The following is a 23,657-nucleotide window of genomic DNA, read 5'->3' on the forward strand; positions in this document are numbered from 1 at the left end:
TATGAGCCAGAACGTTTACCAATTTATCGATGTCAGTCGTGTGGATCCGGCAAAGAAACCGATCAAGATTCGTAAAATTGAATTTGTTGAAATTTACGAACCCTTTACCAAGCAGCAAGCCACCGCTCAAGCCGATCGATGTCTAGACTGTGGGAATCCTTATTGTGAATGGAAATGCCCGGTCCACAATTATATTCCTCAATGGTTAAAGCTTGCCAATGAAGGGCGAATTATCGAAGCCGTCGAGCTCTCTCACCAAACGAATAGTCTGCCGGAAGTGTGTGGAAGGGTATGCCCACAAGATAGGCTATGTGAAGGCGCCTGTACCTTAAATGATGACTTTGGTGCAGTAACGATTGGCAATGTGGAAAAATACATCACCGATAAAGCGTTTGAAATGGGGTGGAAGCCGGATATTTCTCACGTTGAATGGACGGATAAAAAAGTCGCCATCATTGGTGCAGGACCTGCTCAACCTCGCCGCGGCAGACGTGCTCGTTCGCAATGGCGTCACACCCGTTGTCTTCGACCGCTACCCTGAGATTGGCGGACTCCTTACCTTCGGCATACCGTCATTCAAACTAGAGAAAGACGTCATGACCAATCGTCGCCGAATTTTTAGCGACATGGGGGTCGAATTTAGACTCAATACTGAAGTAGGAAAAGACGTTAAAATGTCAGAGTTAGTCAGCGACTATGACGCCGTATTCTTAGGGGTGGGGACTTACAAAAACATGCGTGCTGGGTTGGACAATGAGAATGCGCCCGGCGTTTACGATGCGCTGCCCTTTTTGATATCCAACACCTACAAGGTCATGGACCTTCCCACTACTCAGCCGTTTATGAACATGGCCGGGAAAAATGTCGTGGTGTTAGGCGGCGGTGATACTGCGATGGACTGTGTACGAACCTCCATTCGCCAAGGAGCGAACAACGTCGTCTGTGCCTACCGCCGTGACGAAATAAACATGCCAGGCTCCCGACGCGAAGTGAAAAACGCCAAAGAAGAAGGTGTTAACTTCATGTTCAACCTACAACCGCTCGGCATAGAGATCGATAGCAACGGCAATACCTGCGGCGTCAAGGTTGTCAAAACTGCGCTAGGCGAGCCGGATGAAGCTGGCAGACGCCGACCTGAACCAGTTGAAGGCAGCGAACATGTGTTAGCCGCTGAGGTTGTAATAATGGCGTTTGGTTTTCAGCCTCACCAAATGACATGGTTGGAACCTTTTGGTGTCGAGCTTGACCAATGGGGACGAATTAAAGCCCCGTCGACACAAGAGTTTATGTATCAAACGACGAATAAAAAGATCTTTGCTGGCGGCGATGCCGTAAGAGGATCCGATTTGGTTGTCACAGCAATAGATGAAGGACGTAAGGGCGCAGAAGGTATACTAGACTTCTTAGAAGTCTAAATGCTTTGTTAACACGTACTACTGTCGTCACCCTTGAAAGCAAGGGTGACCTTAACGTTGCGACTTGTCAGTGTTAACCATCACGACATAAAGTGAGTATTGGCAGTGTCTATACACTCAACGTGCACTCACGAAAGACCATGCATGACAAGGAAGATTAATGAACAACATCACTATCGTCTCCCTCTCTCTTTTATTACTCACCGCATGCGGTGCAGGGACTACTACTATGACCGACCGTTCCCATCTACCATGTGGTGACAGCCCTCGCTGTGTCTCCACTCAAGATGACCGTGAAGACTTCAATATTGCGCCATTTGAACTCACCAACGGCACGAATATTGACCAAATAGAAACCGTCGCGTTAAGCTTTCCTCGTTCAAGCGTGGCCGCAAAAGAAGGTAACTACCTACGCATAGAATATAAATCGAAAGTCTTTCGCTATGTTGACGATATGGAATTAAAAATCGAAGACGGCCAGCTACTCGTGCGCTCAGAAGCTCGTATCGGCTACTACGATTTCAAGGTGAATAGAAATCGAGTCGAAGCATTTAGAGCCAAACTCATCGAAACGGGTCTCATAGTACAACCTTGATTGTAAGAGGTAAGCGAAGGTAAATAGGCGGATAGAAGATAGTTGGGGTGAACCAAGACTATTGCTATACTGCACGCCGAATACGTTTTCCAACTTGAGAGAGTCTCTATGAAAATCGGCGTAATTGGCGCAATGGAACAAGAAGTTTCTATCCTTAAATCTGCTCTAGAAAATTTAGTCGAAGTGAAAAAAGGCGGCTGTACCTTTTTCACGGGACAACTCAATGGTGCAGACGTTGTGTTACTTCAATCGGGTATCGGTAAAGTGGCAGCAGCGGTTGGCACCACGGTTCTTCTTAGTGACTATCAACCTGACGTCGTTATCAACACCGGTTCTGCAGGTGGCTTTGAATCATCGCTTAACCTAGGTGATGTGGTTATCTCAACTGAAGTTCGTCACCACGATGCTGACGTCACTGCTTTTGGCTACGAAATCGGACAAATGGCAGGTCAACCAGCGGCATTCACTGCTGATAAAAAGCTAATGGACATTGCTGAACAAGCGCTGGCTCAGATGCAAGATAAACACGCGGTACGTGGTCTTATCTGTACTGGTGACGAATTTGTATGTCGCCCAGAGCGCCAAGCAGCGATCCGCGCTAACTTCCCTGGCGTCATTGCGGTTGAGATGGAAGCGTCTGCGATTGCTCAAACTTGTCATCAATTCAACACGCCGTTTGTGGTTGTTCGTGCGATTTCTGATGTTGCCGATAAAGAATCACCAATGAGCTTTGAAGAATTTCTACCATTAGCAGCACAAAGCTCATCTGAAATGGTTGTGAAAATGGTCAGCTTACTCAAATAAGCTCAAGCTTGATCTTGGGTTCTGCTGTCAACAAAGATTTGATAACAAGAACCAAATTGCAAGGACGAGTTAATTAGAATAACAAGGATTCGTTAATGAACTCTTTTCTAGAGAGTTTCTATGCCAATGGTGCGCTTCTCGTGATGTGGGGCGCACTTATTTTTCACCTGTTGATTCCTATTCCCCAAAGTGCTCACCCTATTTATTACTGGCGGCGCTTAGCGATAGCCGTCGCAGGTAAAGTCAATCAGCCAACTAGCACCGCGCCCCAACAAGCGTTTTCCGGATTGCTAGCATGGGCACTTTTTATCCTTCCTACCATTGCAGTATTACTCGCCATGCAATCATTGGCTTGGCAAGCGCAGTTTTATCAACTAGCACTGCTACTTTTAGCATTGGACTGGCGAGGCAATGAGACCTTAACGCAGCTGCTCATACGCGGTTTATCCAAAGAAGATAAAGCCTATGTGCGCACCACATTACAAACGAGTGTAAATAGAGAAACATCACCTTTGTCTTTGATTGGATTAGGTAAAGCCTCCGCAGAAACACTCATATTGGGCTACTCTCGACGCGTCATTGGCGTGCTGTTTTGGTATGGTCTACTTGGTGGAATCGGCGCGCTCATCTACCGATTGGCGATGGAATTAGCTCGCAGTTGGAGCCCCGCTCAGCCTCACTATCAACATTTTGGTAAGCCTGCTCTTGTCGCCTTTTCTTTGCTTGATGCAGCGCCACAAAAACTGTTCGCACTGCTCATCATGATAGGCGCATCACGACAAAGTATTGCTTCAGCCATAGAACAAAGCCGGACTTGGCACAACCCAATCACCAATTGGCTGCTATGTGGGTACGCAAACAAGTTTGGGCTTTCGTTCGGTGGGCCAGCTATGTACGACTCAACGAAGTATCAACGCGCCCGAATTGGCGGAAAAATAGTCCCATCGGCGTATCACCTCGCCGTCTTACAGAAAGATATCGCGTGGCGGGTCTATATTTGGTTAATGCTACAAAGCACCATCATGATAATGATTCATAAAGGATTTTAATCGATGAAACATATTCTGGCAGTCATGATTATGGCGTGCCTTTCCTCACCTGCGCTAGCCACAGCACAGCGAGTCATTAGTCTTGCCCCTCACGCCACTGAACTGGCTTATGCGGCAGGCTTAGGCGAACAACTCATTGCTGTTAGTGAATACAGTGACTATCCGGAAGCGGCAAAAAAACTCGAGCGTGTGGCTAACTATCAAGGCATTAAACTCGAACGTATCGTCGCACTGCAACCTGACTTAATACTCGTTTGGCCAGCAGGGAACCCTGCCCGTGAGTTAGATAAACTTCGCCAACTTGGCTTTAACCTTGTCTATTCAAAAACCAAAACACTTGAGAATATCGCTGATAATATCGAAGCGCTCAGTGCTTATGCTAACGACCCTACTATCGGCCAAAGCGCTGCCGCCGATTTTCGACAACGATTAGACTCGCTAAAATCAGCCTCACAAACCGATAAACCCGTTCGTTATTTTTATCAACTGAGTGAAAAACCAATCATTACTCTGGCACAAGGCAGCTGGCCAAGTGAAGTCTTTCGCTTCTGCGGCGGGGAAAATATCTTTGCCAACAGTAAAGCACCTTACCCTCAGGTCAGCCCAGAGCAAATTATTGTTCGCCAACCAGACGCTATTTTCACGTCAGAGCACGCCATTAAAGATGGCGGTATGTGGCAGAAGTGGTCTGCAGAACTCCCCGCTGTCGAGAAAAAGCATATGTGGACACTGACGTCTGACTGGCTCAACCGACCAACCCCCGTACTTTGTTGGCCATCGAACAAGTTTGCCAGCATTTCGATACCGTTAGGCAGTCTCAATAAGAATTCGCTCGCACTATGACAAGATCAGGTGCGAAGCGTCTATAATTACCGTAAAATTGCCGCACTTTTAATAAGACATTTTTCAATGAGTATTTAACGTGGACTCCATGCTCTATTTAGTCGATCTATTCGGCACAATGGTATTTGCGATATCAGGCGTGATTCTCGCAGGAAGACTAAGGATGGATCCTTTTGGCGTTATGGTATTGGGCAGCGTCACTGCAATCGGTGGTGGCACCATCCGAGATATGTCGTTGGGCGCGACACCCGTCTTCTGGATCACCGATACCACCTACCTATGGGTCATTATTGTCACATGCTTACTCACGATGATGCTCATCAGACACCCTCGCCGACTGCCATGGTGGGTACTCCCTGTCTCAGATGCTATCGGACTGGCCGTTTTTGTTGGTATCGGAGTAGAGAAAGCACTGAATTATCAAGACTCGGCCTTAGTCGCCATTATTATGGGGGTGATAACAGGCTGCGGCGGCGGTATTATTCGAGATGTCCTCGCCCGAGAAATTCCGATGATTTTACGCCGCGAAGTCTACGCGACTGCCTGTATTATTGGCGGAGCCTTTTACACCACGACGCTCATGCTCGGTGCGACGCCAGAAAGTGCCTTTTTAAGTTGTGTCATTACCACGCTCATCATTCGGCTTGGTGCCATTCGCTGGCAACTCTCTCTACCAACGTTTGCACTCGATAAATAGCCCGTTCTCACAATATGAATGTCAGAGTTGCGCCATTCTCTGACATTCATACTTCAATTTTCCTTATTGCTCTAGTATGTTGAATACCTGACCGTTTTTTATTCAAGTAATGCGGAAAGATGGATTTATTCGAGATAAGGAGATCTCATGGCGATCACGTTCAATCAAGTTCAATTCAATCAATCTCAAACGCTATGTATTCCTTTTTGGCAACTTAAGCATAAAGAGCACTGGGGTGTCTTTGAGACCCAAGGTAATGTTGGGTCCGTGATTGGAGATCTACTCTGTAAAGAAATCGAGCCTAATACGGGCAGTGTCGATACCAACCACTGCCACATTGCTCAGGTCTCACTGGCCGAACAACAACGACTGCTCGAATTAGAACATGCCAACGATGACACTGACTTCTTAGACAGAATCGATCATGGCCGGAGTGTGATACAGCTGATTTCTGAACAGTGCGACAACCCCGTGATCATAGAGCAGCTGCTGCAGGAGTTAGACTTACTGCACTTAAAGGACCGCGGCTTCAAACAGCTTTCAACCTAGTGAAACTCGTCGCGTGATGTTGGCTCGTGCACTCTCCTCTTCGCCACAAGTCCTCGTCCTTGATGAGCCTTTTGTTGGTCTCGATCATGCCCACAGAAAAATACTCGCCGACTACCTTTACGATCTATCCGCTCATGTACAACTCATTCTCATTACCTCACGAGAAGATGAAATTCCAACGTGGGTTAATCATATTGCCTTATTTGAAAACGGGACACTAAAAGAAGAACTCAGTTACCAGCAATGGGCCTGCCATCCCCTGATCGCCCAATTGCTGTCTCAATCCGCGATTCAGAGTGAACAGTGGATGGAATTAATCCGTAAGCACCAACATACCTCTGCATTTAGTGACCCGCTCATTCAAATTACCAATGGTTGTGTCGAATACGTTGACCAAAAGATATTTTCCAATGTTAATTGGCAGATCAATCATGGTGAGCACTGGCAAGTCCGAGGCCCTAATGGATGTGGGAAAAGTACCCTGCTGGGTCTGATTTTTGGCGACCACCCACAGTGTTACAGCAACGATATTCAAATTTATGGCATGAAACGCGGCAGTGGTGAAACCGTGTGGGACATCAAACAACATACTGGGATGGTGTCATCCTCACTACACTTGCAATATCGAGTCAGTTGCAATGCGCTTGATGTATTGCTCTCTGGCTTTTTTGACTCGATAGGGCTCTACGATAAGCCCACAAAAAAACAAATTGATACCGCAAAAGAATGGTTGACCTTACTGCACATGGCACACCTTGCCCAATCCTCATTTAAGGCGCTTGAATACAGCCAACAACGGCTACTATTAATTGCCCGAGCCATTATAAAACAACCGACCATTCTCATTCTAGATGAGCCGTATCAAGGACTTGATTACCTTGGTAGAAAACTGGTTATGAACGCGCTCAACATGATTGCCAAAGAGAACCTTAGCCAACTGTTATACGTCTCGCATTACACCGAAGATACGCTAGACAGTATCCAGAACTTTGTTGATTTTATTCCTAACCTCCAAGAAGATGGCTATCAAATAAAAATCACCAACAAGGCTAAGGTCACTGATGAGTAAGAAAATGGCTATCGTGTATTTTTCTCACACTGGCGCAACGAGAATGCTGGCAGAAAGAATATCCGCAGGCTCCACTGCTGCCGGAGTGACCACTACTCAGATTGAGATTCTATCTAGCGACATTGTTGAAGGTCGCTATATCCGTCAGGACATCTTTAACGTCTTGCAGCAGCAAGACGCCATTGTGTTTGGTAGCCCCACTTATATGGGGTCTGCCGCAGCGCAATTTAAAGCATTCATGGATGCCAGTAGCAATGATTACGTCGACCTGGCATGGCGAAATAAGTTGGCAGCAGGCTTCACTGTTGGAGGAAGCCTCAATGGAGAGCAACAGCAAACCTTGCTTAGCTTTTTCACCCTAGCCTGCCAGCATGCCATGCTTTGGGCGGGTTTAGACACCTCACAGCACAACGACCAACTTAAGCTTAATAGAACAGGTTCGTCTATTGGACTCGTTGCCAGTACCTTACCCGACTCCAGTTTAGTTGATGACAACGACCTTGCCACCGCTTACTACTTTGGCCAACGTCTCGCACACTGCCTTTCATTACACAACCACTAAAATCGTGATAACCTAGACATTATCCATTCCCATATTTCATTGATAGCCATGCTACTTGAAGGTATTGAAACACTCTTGGTCTTGTCGCAAGAAAAAACCATGAGCCGTACAGGCAGCCGACTTTACATCGGCCAGTCTGCGGTGAGTAAGCGTATTGCTAACTTAGAAAAACGTTTAGGAAAGAAGCTCATCGAACCGGACGGTCGACAGATAAAGCTCACACCAGATGCGTTAGATCTCATTGAGCGCATTGGCACCAGCGTTAATGAACTGAAAGGATTGATATCAGAAGAGCAGCAACATAGCGATCAAACCCTGATTCGTATTGACTGCTCTGAAACGCTCGTTGCTGGCTACCTTAGCGAGTTTATTAGCCCATTACTGGCTCAAGACCCATACCTCACCATCACGACTAATCACACTCCAAGAATTGTTGAGCATGTCCGTTCGGGTGATGCCATGATTGGTTTCTGTGCGGGGCACCTCAGTGCAAAATTAGGACTACACGCGACTCACTTATTTGATGAACCGTTTAAAATTGTTAGTCATCAACCTTTAAACTGTGCGCCAAAAACTCTAATCACCAACGATCTCAATAACCCAGCTAACACATACCAAGCCGCCTTACTACAGCAATCCCAAATTGTTCCTTGCATGCAAATGGATTCGTACACGGCCGCCGCCCAGCTTGCGATTAAAGGGGCGGGACCTAGCTTCTCGTACCGATGTCCATTATTAAGACATTACATATTGATGAGGCGCTGTGTTTTGACTTTGCCTTTTTATCCGCTCTTACTCGGCCAATACACCTGATTTACCGACCAACGGCATTAAAGAATAATCGAGCTAAAACAGTGATTGAAACCATTGAGGATGCTGTTCCAAGAGTAGTTTTATCGCCATCACCATTGACATGATGACCACCAACGGGCGGATGAACTTCTTGCCCTTTGTGACCACCATTTTGGCTCCCATACGCGCGCCAATGAAGCCTCCTATCGCCATCACTAAACCGATTTCCCACACAGGGAGGCCAGCCAAAACAAAGAATAATAACGCGGCTATATTTGAGGTAAAGTTCAGAACCTTGGTTCGCGCCGTGGCGTGCACAATAGAAAGTTGGGCAATGGCGACAAAACAAATCGTAAAAATAGAACCCGTTCCTGGACCAAAAAAACCATCATAAAACCCGACACCAGTCCCAACAGAAAAGGCAAACATGGTCTCAGACAGCTTTGGCTTACCCCCGCCCTCTCCAGCTTGAGGTGCTAGCAAAAAGTATAACGAAATACCCAGTAGTAAGACCGGAATAAGACTCGTCAAGATACCAGCATCAATATGTTGAACCAGCTCTGCCCCCACCGCTGAGCCAATAAAAGTACACGCAATCGCTAAGCGCATTTCTTTAATATCAACAATACCGTTTCGAACGAAATACCACGTGGCAGAAAAGCTCCCAAATGAGCTTTGCAATTTGTTGGTCGCTAGCGCTTGTGTTGGGGGCACCCCAACAGACAAAAGTGCTGGCAACGTTAAGAGTCCGCCCCCTCCTGCCATTGCATCAATAAAACCAGCCAAACCAGCTACAAAAAATAGCATCATCAATATGTCGAAAGTAACGTCCATGAACTCCACTCACCCGCATCAAATTAAACAAAATTGTACGGGTTCATACCATAAATTAAAGCGAAACAATGGATAACAACCTATTCCAATTAGGAAACAGTGTGGAACGTGATTCTTACTTATATTACAAATAAAAAAATCCCGCTCGAAAGCGGGATTTTTTAAACTAGAGCTCAGCTAGAACTAGAGCTATCCATTAGAACTTAGCTAGTAACTGGTGCTTCGTGAGCTTTAAGCTTTCGCTGCGTTCACTTGAGCATGCAGCTCTTGAACTGAGGTCACTGATGTTTTCGCATCAGCCGTGTGAGCCATACACGTTGCAAACGCTGCATTTAGCGTAGTGGTGTAGTTCACTTTCTCAGCCAAAGCGCCGCGACGAAGGACTTTAGAATCTTCAATCGCTTGACGACCAGCCGCCGTGTTCACAATGTAGGTGTACTCATTGTTCTTGATACGGTCAAGAATGTGAGGACGACCTTCATGCACTTTGTTCACTAGACGTGGGTTGATGCCCGCTTCGCCCAGAATCACTGCCGTACCGTGAGTCGCATCCAACTGGTAACCCAGTTTCGTTAGCTTAGAAGCAAGGTCAACGACGCGCTCTTTATCGCCTTCACGAACAGAAAGCAGTGCACGACCACCCTCAGGGTAGATGTGACCACAACCCAATTCAGCTTTTGAGTAAGCTTCAGCAAATGTTGCCCCAACACCCATAACTTCACCAGTAGAGCGCATTTCTGGGCCTAATAGTGGGTCAACGCCAGGGAACTTGTTGAATGGCAGTACTACTTCTTTCACTGAGTAGTATGGCGGAATGATCTCTTTAGTGAAGCCTTGAGACTCTAGAGATTGACCCGCCATGACACGTGCCGCAATCTTAGCGATTGGTGCGCCTGTTGCTTTCGATACAAACGGAACCGTACGCGCTGCACGAGGGTTCACCTCAATGAGGTACACTTCGTTGTTCTTAACAGCAAACTGCGTATTCATCAGGCCACGAACACCTAACTCAAATGCTAGTTTTTCAACTTGCTCGCGCATGACGTCTTGGATTTCTTGGCTTAGCGTGTAGGCAGGAAGAGAACATGCTGAGTCACCTGAGTGAACACCCGCTTGCTCAATGTGCTCCATGATACCGCCGATAACAACACGCTCACCATCACAAATCGCATCAACGTCCACTTCAATCGCGTCATCTAAGAAGCTATCAAGTAGTACTGGAGATTCGTTTGATACGCTTACTGCTTCGTTGAAGTAGCGGCGTAAGTCTTGCTCATCGTATACGATTTCCATCGCACGACCACCAAGTACGTAAGAAGGACGTACAACCAATGGGAAGCCGATTTCGCGAGATTTCTCTACTGCTTGCTCCATGGTAGTCACTGTCGCGTTCTCTGGCTGAAGCAGACCTAGACGGTCTACTGCCACTTGGAAACGCTCACGGTCTTCTGCACGGTCGATGGCGTCAGGGCTAGTACCGATAATAGGTACGCCAGCCGCTTCAAGAGCGCGAGCCAGTTTAAGTGGCGTTTGACCACCGTACTGAACGATAACGCCTTTTGGCTTCTCAACGCGAGCGATTGCAAGTACGTCTTCCAGTGTTACTGGCTCGAAGTACAAACGGTCAGACGTATCGTAGTCTGTAGAAACAGTCTCAGGGTTACAGTTAACCATGATAGTTTCGTAGCCATCTTCACGTAGTGCTAGTGATGCGTGTACACAACAGTAGTCAAATTCAATACCTTGGCCGATACGGTTTGGACCGCCGCCTAGAATCATGATTTTTTCTTTGTCTGTTGGGTTCGCTTCACACTCATCATCGTAAGATGAGTACATGTAAGCCGTATCTGATGAGAACTCAGCGGCACACGTATCCACACGCTTGTATACCGGGTGGATATCGTATTGGTCACGTAGACGACGAATTTCGCTTTCCGCTACACCTAGAATCTTAGATAGGCGCGCATCGGCAAAACCTTTACGTTTGAGCTTGTTTAACTCGTCTTTATTTAGACCAGCAAAACCTTTCGCCTTCAGTTCTTGCTCTAACTTAACAATGTCTTCGATTTGAACGAGGAACCAACGGTCGATTTGCGTTAGGTTGAATACACCATCTACCGACATACCAGCACGGAATGCGTCAGCGATGTACCAAATGCGCTCTGCGCCCGCTTCTTTCAGCTCATGACGGATAGTGGTTAGCGCATCAGGTGCATCTAGGTCTACCATTTCGTCAAAACCCGTTGCGCCTACTTCTAGGCCGCGAAGTGCTTTTTGTAGCGATTCTTGTTGGTTACGGCCGATCGCCATCACTTCACCAACCGACTTCATTTGTGTCGTTAGACGGTCGTTAGCACCTAAGCAAATTTCTCGAAGTTAAAACGAGGAATCTTAGTGACTACGTAGTCGATTGTTGGTTCGAACGATGCTGGCGTTGCGCCGCCAGTGATGTCATTCATTAGCTCGTCTAGCGTGAAGCCAACAGCCAGTTTCGCTGCAATCTTAGCGATTGGGAAACCTGTTGCTTTAGATGCTAGTGCAGAAGAGCGAGATACACGTGGGTTCATCTCGATGATAACCATACGGCCATCTTTCGGGTTGATACCAAACTGTACGTTTGAACCACCTGTTTCAACACCAATCTCACGCAGTACTGCTAGAGATGCGTTACGCATGAGTTGGTATTCTTTGTCTGTCAGCGTTTGAGCTGGCGCCACAGTGATTGAGTCACCTGTGTGAATACCCATTGGGTCAAAGTTTTCAATCGCACATACGATGATGCAGTTGTCGTTTTTGTCACGAACCACTTCCATCTCGTATTCTTTCCAACCGATAAGTGATTCATCGATAAGAAGTTCATTAGTTGGAGATAAGTCCAAACCACGACGACAGATTTCTTCAAATTCTTCTTTGTTGTAAGCGATACCGCCGCCCGTACCACCCATCGTAAACGATGGACGAATGATACAAGGGAAGCCAACCATGTCTAAAACTTTGTAAGCTTCTTCCATCGTTTTCGCCGTATCCGCGGTAGGACACTCAAGACCAATCGACTTCATTGCTTTATCAAAGCGTGAACGGTCTTCTGCTTTATCAATCGCGTCTGCCGTTGCACCAATCATTTCTACGCCGAACTCTTCAAGAACGCCGTGCTTTTCTAGGTCTAGTGCACAGTTAAGCGCCGTTTGACCACCCATCGTTGGGAGAACCGCATCTGGCTTTTCTTTCGCAATAATGTTGCGAACGACTTCCCACTGGATTGGTTCGATGTAAGTGGCATCGGCCATGTCAGGGTCAGTCATGATTGTCGCTGGGTTAGAGTTAACAAGAATAACTCGGTAACCTTCTTCGCGAAGCGCTTTACAAGCTTGAGCACCAGAGTAATCAAACTCACATGCTTGACCGATTACGATCGGGCCAGCACCTAAAATTAGAATACTTTTAATGTCAGTACGTTTTGGCATTCTCTACTACTCCGGATTAAGCGTTGTGCTGTTTAATTAGTTCAATGAAGTGGTCGAATAACGGCGCTGCGTCTTCAGGACCTGGGCTTGCTTCAGGGTGCCCCTGGAAGCTAAATGCTGGCTTGTCGGTACGGTGAATACCTTGTAGAGAACCGTCAAACAGTGACTTGTGCGTCGCACGTAGATTCTCTGGAAGCGTCGCTTCATCAGCCGCAAAGCCGTGGTTTTGTGAGGTAATCATCACAACATCACGATCCAAATCTTTTACAGGGTGGTTAGCACCATGGTGACCAAATTTCATTTTTACCGTTTTAGCACCGGATGCTAAAGCTAGAATTTGGTGACCTAAACAAATGCCAAAGATTGGTAGACCTTTCTCTAGGAACACTTTTGTCGCTTCGATAGCGTAAGTACACGGTTCCGGGTCACCAGGGCCATTTGAAAGGAATACGCCGTCAGGGTTAAGTGCAAGCACTTCTTCTGCAGACGTTTCAGCAGGAACTACGGTTAAGCGGCAACCACGGTCAACCAGCATGCGTAGGATGTTTCTTTTTGCACCGAAGTCATAAGCAACAACGTGGAATGGCAATTCACTGTCTGCTTTCGCCTCAGGAAGTCCACCCGTGAGCGTCCACGAACCTTGTTTCCATTGATACGCTTCTTTTGTCGTCACTTCTTTCGCAAGATCCATACCTTTTAGGCCTGGGAATTCTTTTGCTTTAGCTAGCGCTAGAGCTTCATCAATATTGTGACCCGCAACAACACAACCGTTTTGAGCGCCTTTCTCACGTAAAATACGTGTCAGCTTACGTGTATCGATATCGGCGATACCCACAATATTTTGCGATTTTAGATAATCAGAAAGAGATTGTTCATTACGGAAGTTAGAAGCGATAAGAGGAAGATCGCGAATCACAAGGCCTTGAGCGTGGATTGAAGAAGATTCTTCATCTTCGGAATTGGTTCCGGTATTGCCAATGTGAGGGTAAGTAAGAGTAACGATTTGCTGAGAATAGGAAGGATCAGTGAGGATTTCTTGGTACCCCGTCATCGAGGTATTAAAAACAACTTCACCAACGGACAACCCGTCTGCTCCAATGGAAATACCGTGGAACACAGTCCCATCTTCTAGGACTAACAGTGCTGGTTTACTCAAGATAACCTCCAGAATAAAGATGCAAAAAATATAAATAAAATATCAATGCTGACACCCTACATACGGCTTAAAAGCACCATGAGGTAGTACAGACAAATTGGCGGTATTCTAATTAGCACTGTGACGAGTGTCAACAACAAGATAAAAAATAAGCTAACTTTTATTGCATCTGAGCACGTTTTTAAGCTAAAGCCTCAAAAAAGTACATTTAAAGATCAAAATTCAATCGGTTAGCGAATTGCATTTATTTGATAGACCACATTTTCCTATCTGAGTTATCATTATTTTACATATAGGAAAGCAAACGTTAACCAGGCAAGGTTAACTTGCAAAAACAACGCAAAAACAACGCAAACCCAACAAGATGGTCATTAACACCATTAAAAAACTTAAATTGCGGCTAAAATTCACTCATTACACATTTTTATCGCGCTGAATATCCACACTTAGTACTAAGTCTGCATTTGAGCATAACTATGTAGCTTAGCTCACTCTAATATCGCCTTTTTTAAACGAAAAAAAAGCACTTCATTATGAAGTGCTTTTTCATTTAAATTTGGTCTAATCCCAAAACTTCGGTCATGGTATAAAGCCCCGCGGGTTTATCATCTAACCAAACCGCCGCTCTCACAGCACCATTCGCAAAGGTCATCCTATCGGTCGCCTTATGCGTGATCTCAACTCGCTCACCGATATCAGCAAACATTGCAGTATGCTCACCTATAATGTCACCTAGCTCGAATCGTGGCAAAGCCAATTTCATCTCGGCTACGTTCGCCAGTAATCCCTTCACGAGCATAAACAGCCACATCACTTAACTCGTTACCCATCGCGCTTAAGCAATCGCCTCACCCATACCAATAGCCGTACCAGAAGGGGCATCAACTTTGTGGCGGTGGTGAGCCTCGACGATCTCAACATCACAATAGTCACCCATCACTTTCGCCGCCTTTTCAAGCAACTTGAAAACGAGGTTTACACCTACGCTATAGTTTGGTGCCATCACTAACGGAACCACTTTCGCAGCTTCATCGATTTGTAGTTTCTCTTCATCTGAGAATCCAGTCGTACCGATAATCATTTTTTTGCCATATTGCTGGCATAACGCAAGATTTGCTAGGGTACTTTTCGGTGCCGTAAAATCGATAATGACATCAAACTTATCAATCGACTTCGTTAAGTCATCGACTAACGCGACATCAAAGCGCCCTTCACCACACAATTCACCGACATCGACGCCGACCAGTGATGATTCTGGTCTTTCTGAACCCGCACCTACTGTCGCCCCTTCATTATGAAATGTTGCTTTTACTAAGTTGCGACCCATGCGGCCCGCTGCTCCTGCAATCGCAATTCTAACCATTGCGTCATTCTCCGTTGATTATTTGCTACCAATGTAACGTAAAGTATTTCTACTCGCTATAGGCTAACTCTGGTTAGCGGTATTTTTCGATGACTTTATTTAATATTGGTACATTTGCTTCAGGGAAAGCATAGTCGGCAAGCTCAGTAATGTTAACCCAAGCACCTTGCTGCCCTTCCTTACCGTAAGGTTGGCGATCAAATGCCGTCACTTCAAAAAAATCGAACGACAATGATTTATCGGTGTAGTCATGAAGTAAATGCTCAAACAACGCTAGCTCTGTCACCTCAATATCAATCTCTTCATAAAGCTCACGCTTTAGCGCATCTTCTGCCTGCTCATCAATTTCAACTTTACCACCAGGAAACTCCCACAGCCCACCTTGATGTGCTTTGTCGGGACGCTTAGTAATGTAGATTTGTGATTTGTCAGCGTTAAATATAATAGCAGCGACAATATGTACCCGTTTCATTGTAAATTTTCCTTAAAAAAAGAGCCGCGAAAGCGGCTCTTTTTAATTACATCATTATTTAATTAATCTGACCATGACACTGCTTGTACTTCTTACCCGATCCGCATGGACAAGGCTCATTACGGCCAACTTTACGCTCTTCACGAACAACTGGCTGGTGAGCATCGTTTTGCTCTTCGTCACTGTGGTCAGCGAGTTGATTTTCAGCACTTGCATGTTGAGGCTTAGCACGGCGCGCCGCTTCTTCTGCTTGAGCTTGACGCTGAGCTTCCATACGCTCAACTTCTTCTTGCTGCTGAACTCGAACTTTAGACAAGATGGTAATCACATCCAGCTTAAGTGACTCAAGTAACTGTTCAAACAGTTCAAATGATTCACGCTTATACTCTTGTTTCGGGTTCTTCTGTGCGTAACCACGTAAATGGATACCTTGACGTAGATGATCCATTGCAGCCAAGTGCTCTTTCCACAATGTATCGAGCGTTTGCAACATGACTGACTTTTCGAAATTGCGCAGTACAGAAGCTCCAACCGTTTCTTCTTTTTGGTTATAAACCGTAACGGCGGTCTCTAGAATCTTCTCTCGAAGTGCTTCTTCATACAGCTTGTCATCTTCTTCTAGCCATGTAGTAAGAGGAAGATCTAAGTCGAAGTCGTTTTTCAGGCGCTCTTGAAGACCTTTCACATCCCACATATCTTCCAGAGATTGCGGGGCGATATACTCATCAATGACCGACGTAAAGACATCTGCGCGATTATGCTCAAGCATTTCGCGAATATCTTCCGCCGTCATTAACTCATCACGAAGCTCGTAAACGACTTTACGTTGATCGTTGGCAACATCATCGAATTCAAGTAGTTGCTTACGAATATCGAAGTTGCGTCCTTCCACTTTACGTTGCGCTTTTTCAATCGAGCGAGACAACATCTTACTTTCAATAGCCTCACCTTCATCCATACCACTTTGAATCAAGCCCGCCATACGATCAGAAGTGAAGATACGCAGTAGCTGATCTTCCATAGAGAGATAGAAACGTGAAGAACCTGCATCGCCCTGACGACCAGAACGACCACGTAATTGGTTATCGATACGACGTGATTCGTGACGTTCCGTACCAATAATGTGCAAACCACCTGACTCTAATACTTTATCGTGCACTACTCGCCAGTCTGCTTTGATCGCATCAATTTGTTCTTGCGTCGCATTACCTAGCGCTTCAACTTGAGATTGCCAGCTGCCGCCTAACACAATATCCGTACCACGACCTGCCATGTTAGTTGCAATAGTTACCGCGCCTGGTGTACCCGCTTCGGCAACAATTTCAGCTTCTCTTTCATGGAATTTCGCATTCAGTACATTGTGTTTTACTTTTGCTTCTTTCAAAGCATTAGACAGCAATTCCGATTTTTCAATCGACACAGTACCCACAAGAATCGGTTGACCATTCGCAGCACGTACTTTGATATCTTCAATGATAGCGTTGAATTTTTCTGCTTCAGTACGATAAACCACATCTGGCATGTCATCACGAACCATTGGTTTATTGGTTGGGATAACGACTGTTTCCAATCCATAGATAGACTGGAATTCAAACGCTTCCGTATCAGCAGTACCTGTCATGCCTGACAGTTTTTCATACAAACGGAAGAAGTTTTGGAAAGTAATCGAAGCCAGCGTTTGGTTTTCATTTTGAATCTTAACGCCTTCTTTGGCTTCCACAGCTTGGTGGAGACCTTCAGACCAACGACGACCCGGCATAGTACGGCCAGTGTGCTCATCAACAATGACGACCTCACCTTCTTCGGTAACGATATAGTCAACGTTAACTTCAAACAACACATGAGCACGCAACGCGGCATTCACGTGATGCAGTAAGCTAATGTTGGTTGGAGAATACAGAGTATCTCCTTCTTCCATCATGCCATTTTTAATCAGTAGTTCTTCAACGAACTCCTGACCAGTCTCAGTCAAATGAACCTGTTTTGATTTTTCATCAACAGTATAGTGGCCGTCGCCGCGGTACTCTTCCGAGTCTTCCTGCTCTTGCACCTGAAGGTGTGGGATTAACGTGTTGATGCGAGTATAAAGCTCTGAGCTATCTTCTGCTGGACCTGAAATGATAAGCGGCGTACGCGCTTCATCAATCAAGATAGAATCCACTTCATCGACAACAGCAAAGAAACGAGCGCGTTGTACGCGATCTTCTTCGCGGAACGCCATATTGTCGCGTAGGTAGTCGAAACCAAATTCGTTATTTGTTCCGTACAAAATGTCCGCTTGGTAGGCTTCTTTTTTCTCTTGGGGATGCATATTGGGAACGTTGACACCAACGGTCATGCCCAGGAATTCAAACAACGCTCGGTTTGTTTCAGCATCACGTTTTGCTAGGTAATCGTTGACGGTAACGATATGAACACCTTTGCCTGGCAGAGCATTCAAGTAAGCTGGGAGTGTTGCTGTCAGTGTTTTACCTTCACCTGTTCTCATTTCAGCGATTTGACCTGAGTTCAGTACCATGCCACCAATGAGCTGCACATCAAAGTGACGCATGCCGAATACACGTTTCGATGCTTCACGTACCGTTGCAAATGCTTCTGGCAAGATGCGGTCTAGGTCTTCACCTTTATCCAGTCTCTCACGGAACTCTATCGTTTTCGCTTTTAAATCTTCATCCGATAGTGACTCAAATTGAGGTTCAAAGTCGTTAATCTGTTTAACAATTTTTTTTAGTCGACGCAATGTTCTATCATTGCGACTACCAATGACCTTCGTCAGTAGCTTAGTAATCATTGTGAATTTTTTCTCTCTACCATTAGATCATACTGACCTATTAAAATTGCCTTCCGTCTCGACTAGGGTCTATTGACCTAACAGAGATAAAATCTATATAAGCTGATATTGAGTTCAAACTTAAAAATTTCAAGGCAGACTTACCAATTAATGGCCATAGTGTAAGGAATTTTTGTCCTAACAACCAAGTAACTAGGCAAACTAACCTCAATTTGTTTGATGTATTTGGAAGTTTTTGCAATTTGAGTGTTTAAAAAACAAAATTGTCGCCGAAATAGCGCGATGAGGATACCGAGTAGTCTCGGTTAAAAATGCAATCTAAACATGCAGCAATACGCTCCCCAGTCTCATCCGAGTCACCTACAAACGCCATAACACGGCAATATCGATTAGAGTTTACGAAAAATAGGTTAACAAAGGGCAAGAATTTGCCGTGGTTATTGATAGATAGGCAAGAGAGCTTAGTCATGTCACGTTTAGTGAGAAGTGGAAAAAGTGAGTCGCTTAAACGAAAAAAATCAGGCGCTAGGCCTGATTTTTCATTTAGATTCTTATTATGCTAGAACCATTGCCGGGTCAGCAAAAGCAACTAGAGTGATCCAACTTCTTCTTCGAATGTTGCCCACTCCCAGGCTTCTTGGTCCGCTAGAACCGCACGCAATAACTGGTTATTGAGGCCGTGTCCTGACTTATAAGCAGAGAACTCACCAACAATGGCATGTCCTGCCATGTATAAGTCACCAATGGCATCCAGTACTTTATGAGTGACAAATTCATTCTCAAAACGAAGACCTTCTTCATTTAAGATTCGGTACTCATCAAGTACGATGGCGCAGTTGAAACTACCGCCTAAGCATAGATTTTGAGATTGAAGGTACTCAATATCACGCATAAAACCAAAAGTACGAGCACGTGAAATTTCTTTCACAAAACCTTGAGATGAGAAATCAAACTTCAGTCGCTGCTCATCTGAATCAATTGCAGGGTGGTTGAACTCAATTTCAAAGTCCATGCGGAAACCGTTGTATGGGCGTAGTTCTGCCCATTTATCTTCATCTTCAAAGCGCACTGGCTTTTTGATGCGAATAAAACGCTTCGGTGCATTTTGCACTTCAATACCCGCTTGTTGAAGTAGGTAAACAAACGGACTTGCACTGCCATCCATAATTGGAATCTCAGGCGCATCAACTTCAACAATAATGTTATCAATACCCATACCCGCTAACGCAGCACTAAGGTGCTCAACAGTAGAGATACGGATACCTTCGTCGTTCACCAGTGCGGTACAAAGCATTGTGTCGCGCACTGACAATGGGTCTGCAGGAAAATCAACAGGAGGGTTTACGTCTGTACGACGGTAAATCACACCAGTGTTAGCCGCAGCTGGTCGTAGAGTTAGTGTTACTTTACGGCCAGAGTGGAGGCCCACCCCCACTGTAGTCACTATTTCTTTCAGCGTACGTTGTTTGATCATCTGCAAACCTCTTAATCTACGTTACATATCACTGTTGATAATGTAAGCAACCGCGAATCCTACCAGAATTTTGAGCTATGTCAAATTCAAGCGGATTTATTAGTCCGCTTGACGACGCAAAAATGCTGGAATATCTAAGTAGCCATTTTCCTTTTCAGGTTTTGGTACAGCGTTGTTTGCTGAACTCGCTACGGCGCGCTTGCCGATGGTGCAGGTTGCTGTTTAACCTCTGGCTTCTGAGTATTTACATGCACATTTGGTGCCACTTTCTCTTCTACTTTCGCAGCTTGAGTTTGTGGTGCCGACTGTGGCTGAGCAGTTGCAACGGGGGCTTTACCACCAGCAACTAAAGTAATATCAGGTTTACGTTCATTGCCAATACCTGTAGCAACAACCGTTACTCGAATTTCATCGCTCATATCTGGGTCAAGAGACGTACCAATAACAACCGTTGCATTATCAGAAGCAAATGCCTTAACCGTGTTACCAACCGTTTCAAACTCGTCCAAGCGCATGTCTAGACCAGCAGTAATGTTCACAAGAACACCACGAGCACCAGCAAGATCGATGTCTTCAAGAAGTGGGCTAGAAATGGCCATTTCAGCCGCCTCTTCCGCTCGGTCTTCACCTTTAGCGACACCACTACCCATCATTGCATGTCCCATTTCAGACATCACGGTACGAACATCGGCGAAATCGACGTTAATCATACCAGGGCGAGTAATCAACTCAGCAATACCTTGAACCGCGTTTTTAAGTACGTCGTTCGCACTTGCAAAGGCTTCAAGTAAAGTCACACCGCGACCTAGCACCTTGAGAAGCTTTTCGTTCGGGATTGTAATCAAAGAATCAACATGCTTAGAAAGCTCTTCAATTCCTTGCTCAGCAAACGCCAAACGTTTTTTACCTTCAAAGCTAAATGGTTTCGTTACTACGGCAACGGTTAAGATGCCCAGTTCTTTCGCCACTTCAGCAATCACAGGCGCCGCACCAGTACCTGTGCCACCGCCCATACCTGCTGCGATAAACACCATATCGGCGCCAGTAATGCTTTCTTTAATTCTTTCTTTATCTTCTAGAGCTGCATCACGTCCAACTTGTGGGTTTGCACCCGCACCCAAGCCTTTTGTGATATCACCACCAATTTGAATGACGTGGTTAATACTCGTTTTGCGAAGCGCTTGTGCGTCTGTATTTACACTGATGAAATCAACCCCTTCGATTGATTCGCGCACCATGTGTTCAACAGCGTTACCACCGCCACCGCCAACTCCAACTACCTTGATTACCGCTTCGTCAGACATTTCCATCATCGGTTCAAACATTTGTTATCTCCGTTTCCCTGCAACTCAGGTTAAAACTCTTTTTGTATCCAATTACGCAATTTTCCGAATAGTGTCGACACCGATTGACGTTTTGGTTCGTTATAATCATTGTCGTCATTAATCTGACTATCTCTTGCGTAATGAAGTAATCCTACAGCCGTCGAATGATACGGCTCTTTAACGTAGTCCGTAAGGCCACTAACCTCGAGAGGTTTGCCAACACGGACCTGGTTGCGAAAAACACGTTCTGCGCATTCAACAACCCCTTCAATTTGCGCGGCGCCACCTGTTAAGACGACTCCGGCAGCGAGATGGTGTTTAACACCACTCTCTCTTAATTTAACCTGTACATTATCAATGGTCTGATTTACCAACCCCATTAACTCTGTATAGCGTGGTTCAATCACTTCCGCCAGCGTTTGACGCTGTAAACTGCGAGAAGGACGTCCACCAACACTTGGGACATTAACCGTGTCGTCTTTACTGACTAACTCACTTAATGCGCAGCCGTGTTTAACTTTAATCTCTTCAGCATCACTTAATGGTGTACCGAACGCAAACGCGATATCGCTAGTCACGGCGTTACCTGCGTATGAAAACACTTCTGTGTGTCGCAACGCTCCGCCAGTCCAGATAGACACATCCATCGTGCCAGCACCGATATCAACCACACAAACGCCAAGCTCTCGCTCATCTTCAGTAATGACAGCATTACTTGATGCCAAGCCAGAAAAAACAAGCTGCTCGACTTTTAAGTCACAACGCTCTACCGCCTTAATGATATTCCGTGCCATATCGTTATGGCAAGAAATCAAATGGACACTGACCTCCATTCGAACACCGGATAAACCGAGAGGGTTTTTTATGCCTTCTTGATAGTCTATGGTAAATTCTTGCGGAATTACATGCAGAATACGTTGTTCATCACCAATTTTTATAGATTTAGCGGTATGAATCGCTCGGTCCATATCATCTTGTGACACTTCTTCTTCAGAAATGGTTCCCATACCTTTTTCGATACGGCTGGCAATATGACGACCTGACAGAGAGATAAAGACATTGGTGATCTTACATTCAGCCATTAATTCGGCTTGATCAATCGCACGCTGGACTGACTTAACGACAGACTCAAGATCGTTGACACCACCCTTATCCATCCCTCTAGATGGACTGGATCCAGCACCAATAATATTCACCTGACCGTCTGGTAAAATCTCTCCTACCAAGGCCGACACGGTAGCAGTGCCTATATCAAGACCGACAATTAAATTGTCATCCATGGTCTTAGTCATCTGTACTCTCTTATTGTAAAGTTTCAATTACCATTTAAGTTTCTCCACCAGATCAATAATTTCACGGATAAAGAGACTTAATCGCAAGACTGAATTTATGTATCAACACTCAAAATATCGATACATAATGTCAGTCGTTAACTTGCTATATTCTTGGCGCTACCATTGCTTTCCATCACTTCAGCATCAGGAAACCAACCCACAGCCGCACCGCGTATCGTATCGCAAATCAATATAACTCACTTGAGATACCTTCTCACCGAGTCGTTGATATAAGAAAATAAATCGCTGCAAACGGTCGTTCAGTGCATCTTTACCGAGCTCGACTCGAATTCCATTATCTAAAATCACCTGCCAAGCACGGCGCTCATTTAATACTAAAGATGAAATCGATAGCCCTAATGCCGACAATTTTTTATTGCTTTCTCTATAAGCGTTCAACACTTTGAGCTGTGTTCCTGCTTAAGCTCCATACAGTTTCACTTTTTCTTCTTCAATTTGCGAAACATCGCCATTAAAGATCACACCGGAAGCATCCAGCATTTCAATACCATTCCAAATAGCACTGGCTTGATATTCCGTTAAAAATACTTTAACAGTATCTGGCCACTGCTTTCTTACGGAAGCTTGAGATACCCACTCGATATTCTCAACACTGGCTTGCAATACATTAATGTCCTGAGACATGAATGTACCTATATGATCAAGGTGAGCAAACGCATCTTGCACGTCTTTTGCCGACACGTGAGTCAGTTCACCCTGCAATACAATTTTAGACAAAGGAAGTCGTTGATCGTCCCACATCCAACTTATAGTGGCGTAGAGCATAGAGCCGATAGCAATAATGACAATAAACAAAAATGCCAAACCTAAACTGTTTTGCTTCAACAACGTGACGGGTTGTTTTAGCAAAGTGGCGGATTTTTTGTATGTTGCGCTGCTCGCAGAAGCTTCTGTCAAACCTATTGGTCCCTAATTAGTCTCTTCACCTTTTAAGATTGCCGAGTAAGCGTCTATTCTATTGTCTATAACCTTAGGATTATACTAACGAATATCAAACTATCAAACACTGAACCACATAAATCTGATGATTTGAGCGGGAAATCCGTAA

General features: G+C 45.3%; 10 protein-coding genes and 9 pseudogenes. 9 read left to right on the forward strand and 10 right to left on the reverse strand.

Annotated elements, in window-relative coordinates; all coding sequences use genetic code 11:
- Window position 1: 1 nt before the first annotated feature.
- From AC0L66_RS14960 to AC0L66_RS15000, 9 genes and pseudogenes are all read left to right on the forward strand, one after another.
- Window positions 2-1,415, forward strand: a pseudogene (locus AC0L66_RS14960) (FAD-dependent oxidoreductase).
- 160 nt (window positions 1,416-1,575) lie between these two features.
- Window positions 1,576-2,010, forward strand: a complete 435-nt coding sequence (locus AC0L66_RS14965; protein WP_473567831.1) for a DUF1499 domain-containing protein — start codon at window positions 1,576-1,578, stop codon at window positions 2,008-2,010.
- A 108-nt stretch (window positions 2,011-2,118) separates the two neighbouring features.
- Window positions 2,119-2,814 carry a 5'-methylthioadenosine/S-adenosylhomocysteine nucleosidase gene (mtnN, locus tag AC0L66_RS14970; RefSeq protein WP_265673689.1) on the forward strand — a complete coding sequence of 232 codons (696 nt, stop codon included), beginning with the start codon at window positions 2,119-2,121 and terminating at the stop codon, window positions 2,812-2,814.
- Between the two features lie 95 nt (window positions 2,815-2,909).
- A complete protein-coding gene (locus AC0L66_RS14975) occupies window positions 2,910-3,863 on the forward strand; it encodes a cobalamin biosynthesis family protein (RefSeq protein ID WP_473567833.1) in 954 nt (317 codons plus the stop codon).
- Window positions 3,864-3,866: 3 nt separating this feature from the next.
- Window positions 3,867-4,687: pseudogene (gene btuF / locus AC0L66_RS14980) on the forward strand (vitamin B12 ABC transporter substrate-binding protein BtuF).
- A gap of 98 nt (window positions 4,688-4,785) precedes the next feature.
- Window positions 4,786-5,403: a TRIC cation channel family protein gene (locus AC0L66_RS14985; RefSeq protein WP_265673686.1), complete on the forward strand. Its 618-nt coding sequence runs from the start codon at window positions 4,786-4,788 to the stop codon at window positions 5,401-5,403.
- A gap of 147 nt (window positions 5,404-5,550) precedes the next feature.
- Window positions 5,551-7,021 (forward strand): annotated as a pseudogene (gene modF / locus AC0L66_RS14990) (molybdate ABC transporter ATP-binding protein ModF).
- On the forward strand, window positions 7,011-7,583 hold the full coding sequence (locus AC0L66_RS14995; protein ID WP_265673813.1) for a flavodoxin family protein: 573 nt from the start codon (window positions 7,011-7,013) through the stop codon (window positions 7,581-7,583). Before modF ends, AC0L66_RS14995 begins: the two are co-directional and overlap by 11 nt.
- A gap of 48 nt (window positions 7,584-7,631) precedes the next feature.
- Window positions 7,632-8,500 (forward strand): annotated as a pseudogene (locus tag AC0L66_RS15000) (LysR family transcriptional regulator).
- Here the strand turns inward: AC0L66_RS15000 and AC0L66_RS15005 are convergent.
- The 10 genes and pseudogenes from AC0L66_RS15005 to AC0L66_RS15050 all read right to left on the reverse strand — a co-directional run bounded on the left by AC0L66_RS15005 (window position 8,430) and on the right by AC0L66_RS15050 (window position 23,374).
- Window positions 8,430-9,209 carry a TSUP family transporter gene (locus AC0L66_RS15005; RefSeq protein WP_265673683.1) on the reverse strand — a complete coding sequence of 260 codons (780 nt, stop codon included), beginning with the start codon at window positions 9,207-9,209 and terminating at the stop codon, window positions 8,430-8,432. The pseudogene AC0L66_RS15000 and the gene AC0L66_RS15005 sit on opposite strands and share 71 nt — an antisense overlap.
- A 231-nt stretch (window positions 9,210-9,440) precedes the next feature.
- Window positions 9,441-12,673 (reverse strand): annotated as a pseudogene (carB, locus tag AC0L66_RS15010) (carbamoyl-phosphate synthase large subunit).
- A 16-nt stretch (window positions 12,674-12,689) separates the two neighbouring features.
- Window positions 12,690-13,829 (reverse strand): glutamine-hydrolyzing carbamoyl-phosphate synthase small subunit, encoded by a 1,140-nt coding sequence (gene carA / locus AC0L66_RS15015; protein WP_265673681.1) that lies wholly within the window; start codon window positions 13,827-13,829, stop codon window positions 12,690-12,692.
- Window positions 13,830-14,379: 550 nt separating this feature from the next.
- A pseudogene (gene dapB, locus AC0L66_RS15020) lies at window positions 14,380-15,192 on the reverse strand (4-hydroxy-tetrahydrodipicolinate reductase).
- Between the two features lie 73 nt (window positions 15,193-15,265).
- Window positions 15,266-15,664, reverse strand: a complete 399-nt coding sequence (gene mutT / locus AC0L66_RS15025) for an 8-oxo-dGTP diphosphatase MutT (RefSeq protein WP_265673679.1) — start codon at window positions 15,662-15,664, stop codon at window positions 15,266-15,268.
- A 58-nt stretch (window positions 15,665-15,722) separates the two neighbouring features.
- Window positions 15,723-18,455 carry a preprotein translocase subunit SecA gene (gene secA / locus AC0L66_RS15030; protein ID WP_265673678.1) on the reverse strand — a complete coding sequence of 911 codons (2,733 nt, stop codon included), beginning with the start codon at window positions 18,453-18,455 and terminating at the stop codon, window positions 15,723-15,725.
- Between the two features lie 554 nt (window positions 18,456-19,009).
- Window positions 19,010-19,929, reverse strand: a pseudogene (lpxC, locus tag AC0L66_RS15035) (UDP-3-O-acyl-N-acetylglucosamine deacetylase).
- 99 nt (window positions 19,930-20,028) lie between these two features.
- Window positions 20,029-21,254: pseudogene (ftsZ, locus tag AC0L66_RS15040) on the reverse strand (cell division protein FtsZ).
- 29 nt (window positions 21,255-21,283) lie between these two features.
- The gene (ftsA, locus tag AC0L66_RS15045; protein ID WP_265673675.1) at window positions 21,284-22,546 is read right to left on the reverse strand and encodes a cell division protein FtsA; all 1,263 of its coding nucleotides are present in this window, start codon (window positions 22,544-22,546) and stop codon (window positions 21,284-21,286) included.
- A 137-nt stretch (window positions 22,547-22,683) separates the two neighbouring features.
- Window positions 22,684-23,374, reverse strand: a pseudogene (locus tag AC0L66_RS15050) (cell division protein FtsQ/DivIB).
- Window positions 23,375-23,657 lie beyond the last annotated feature (283 nt).

It is taken from the genome of Vibrio sp. GJ43-1, from assembly GCF_055808835.1.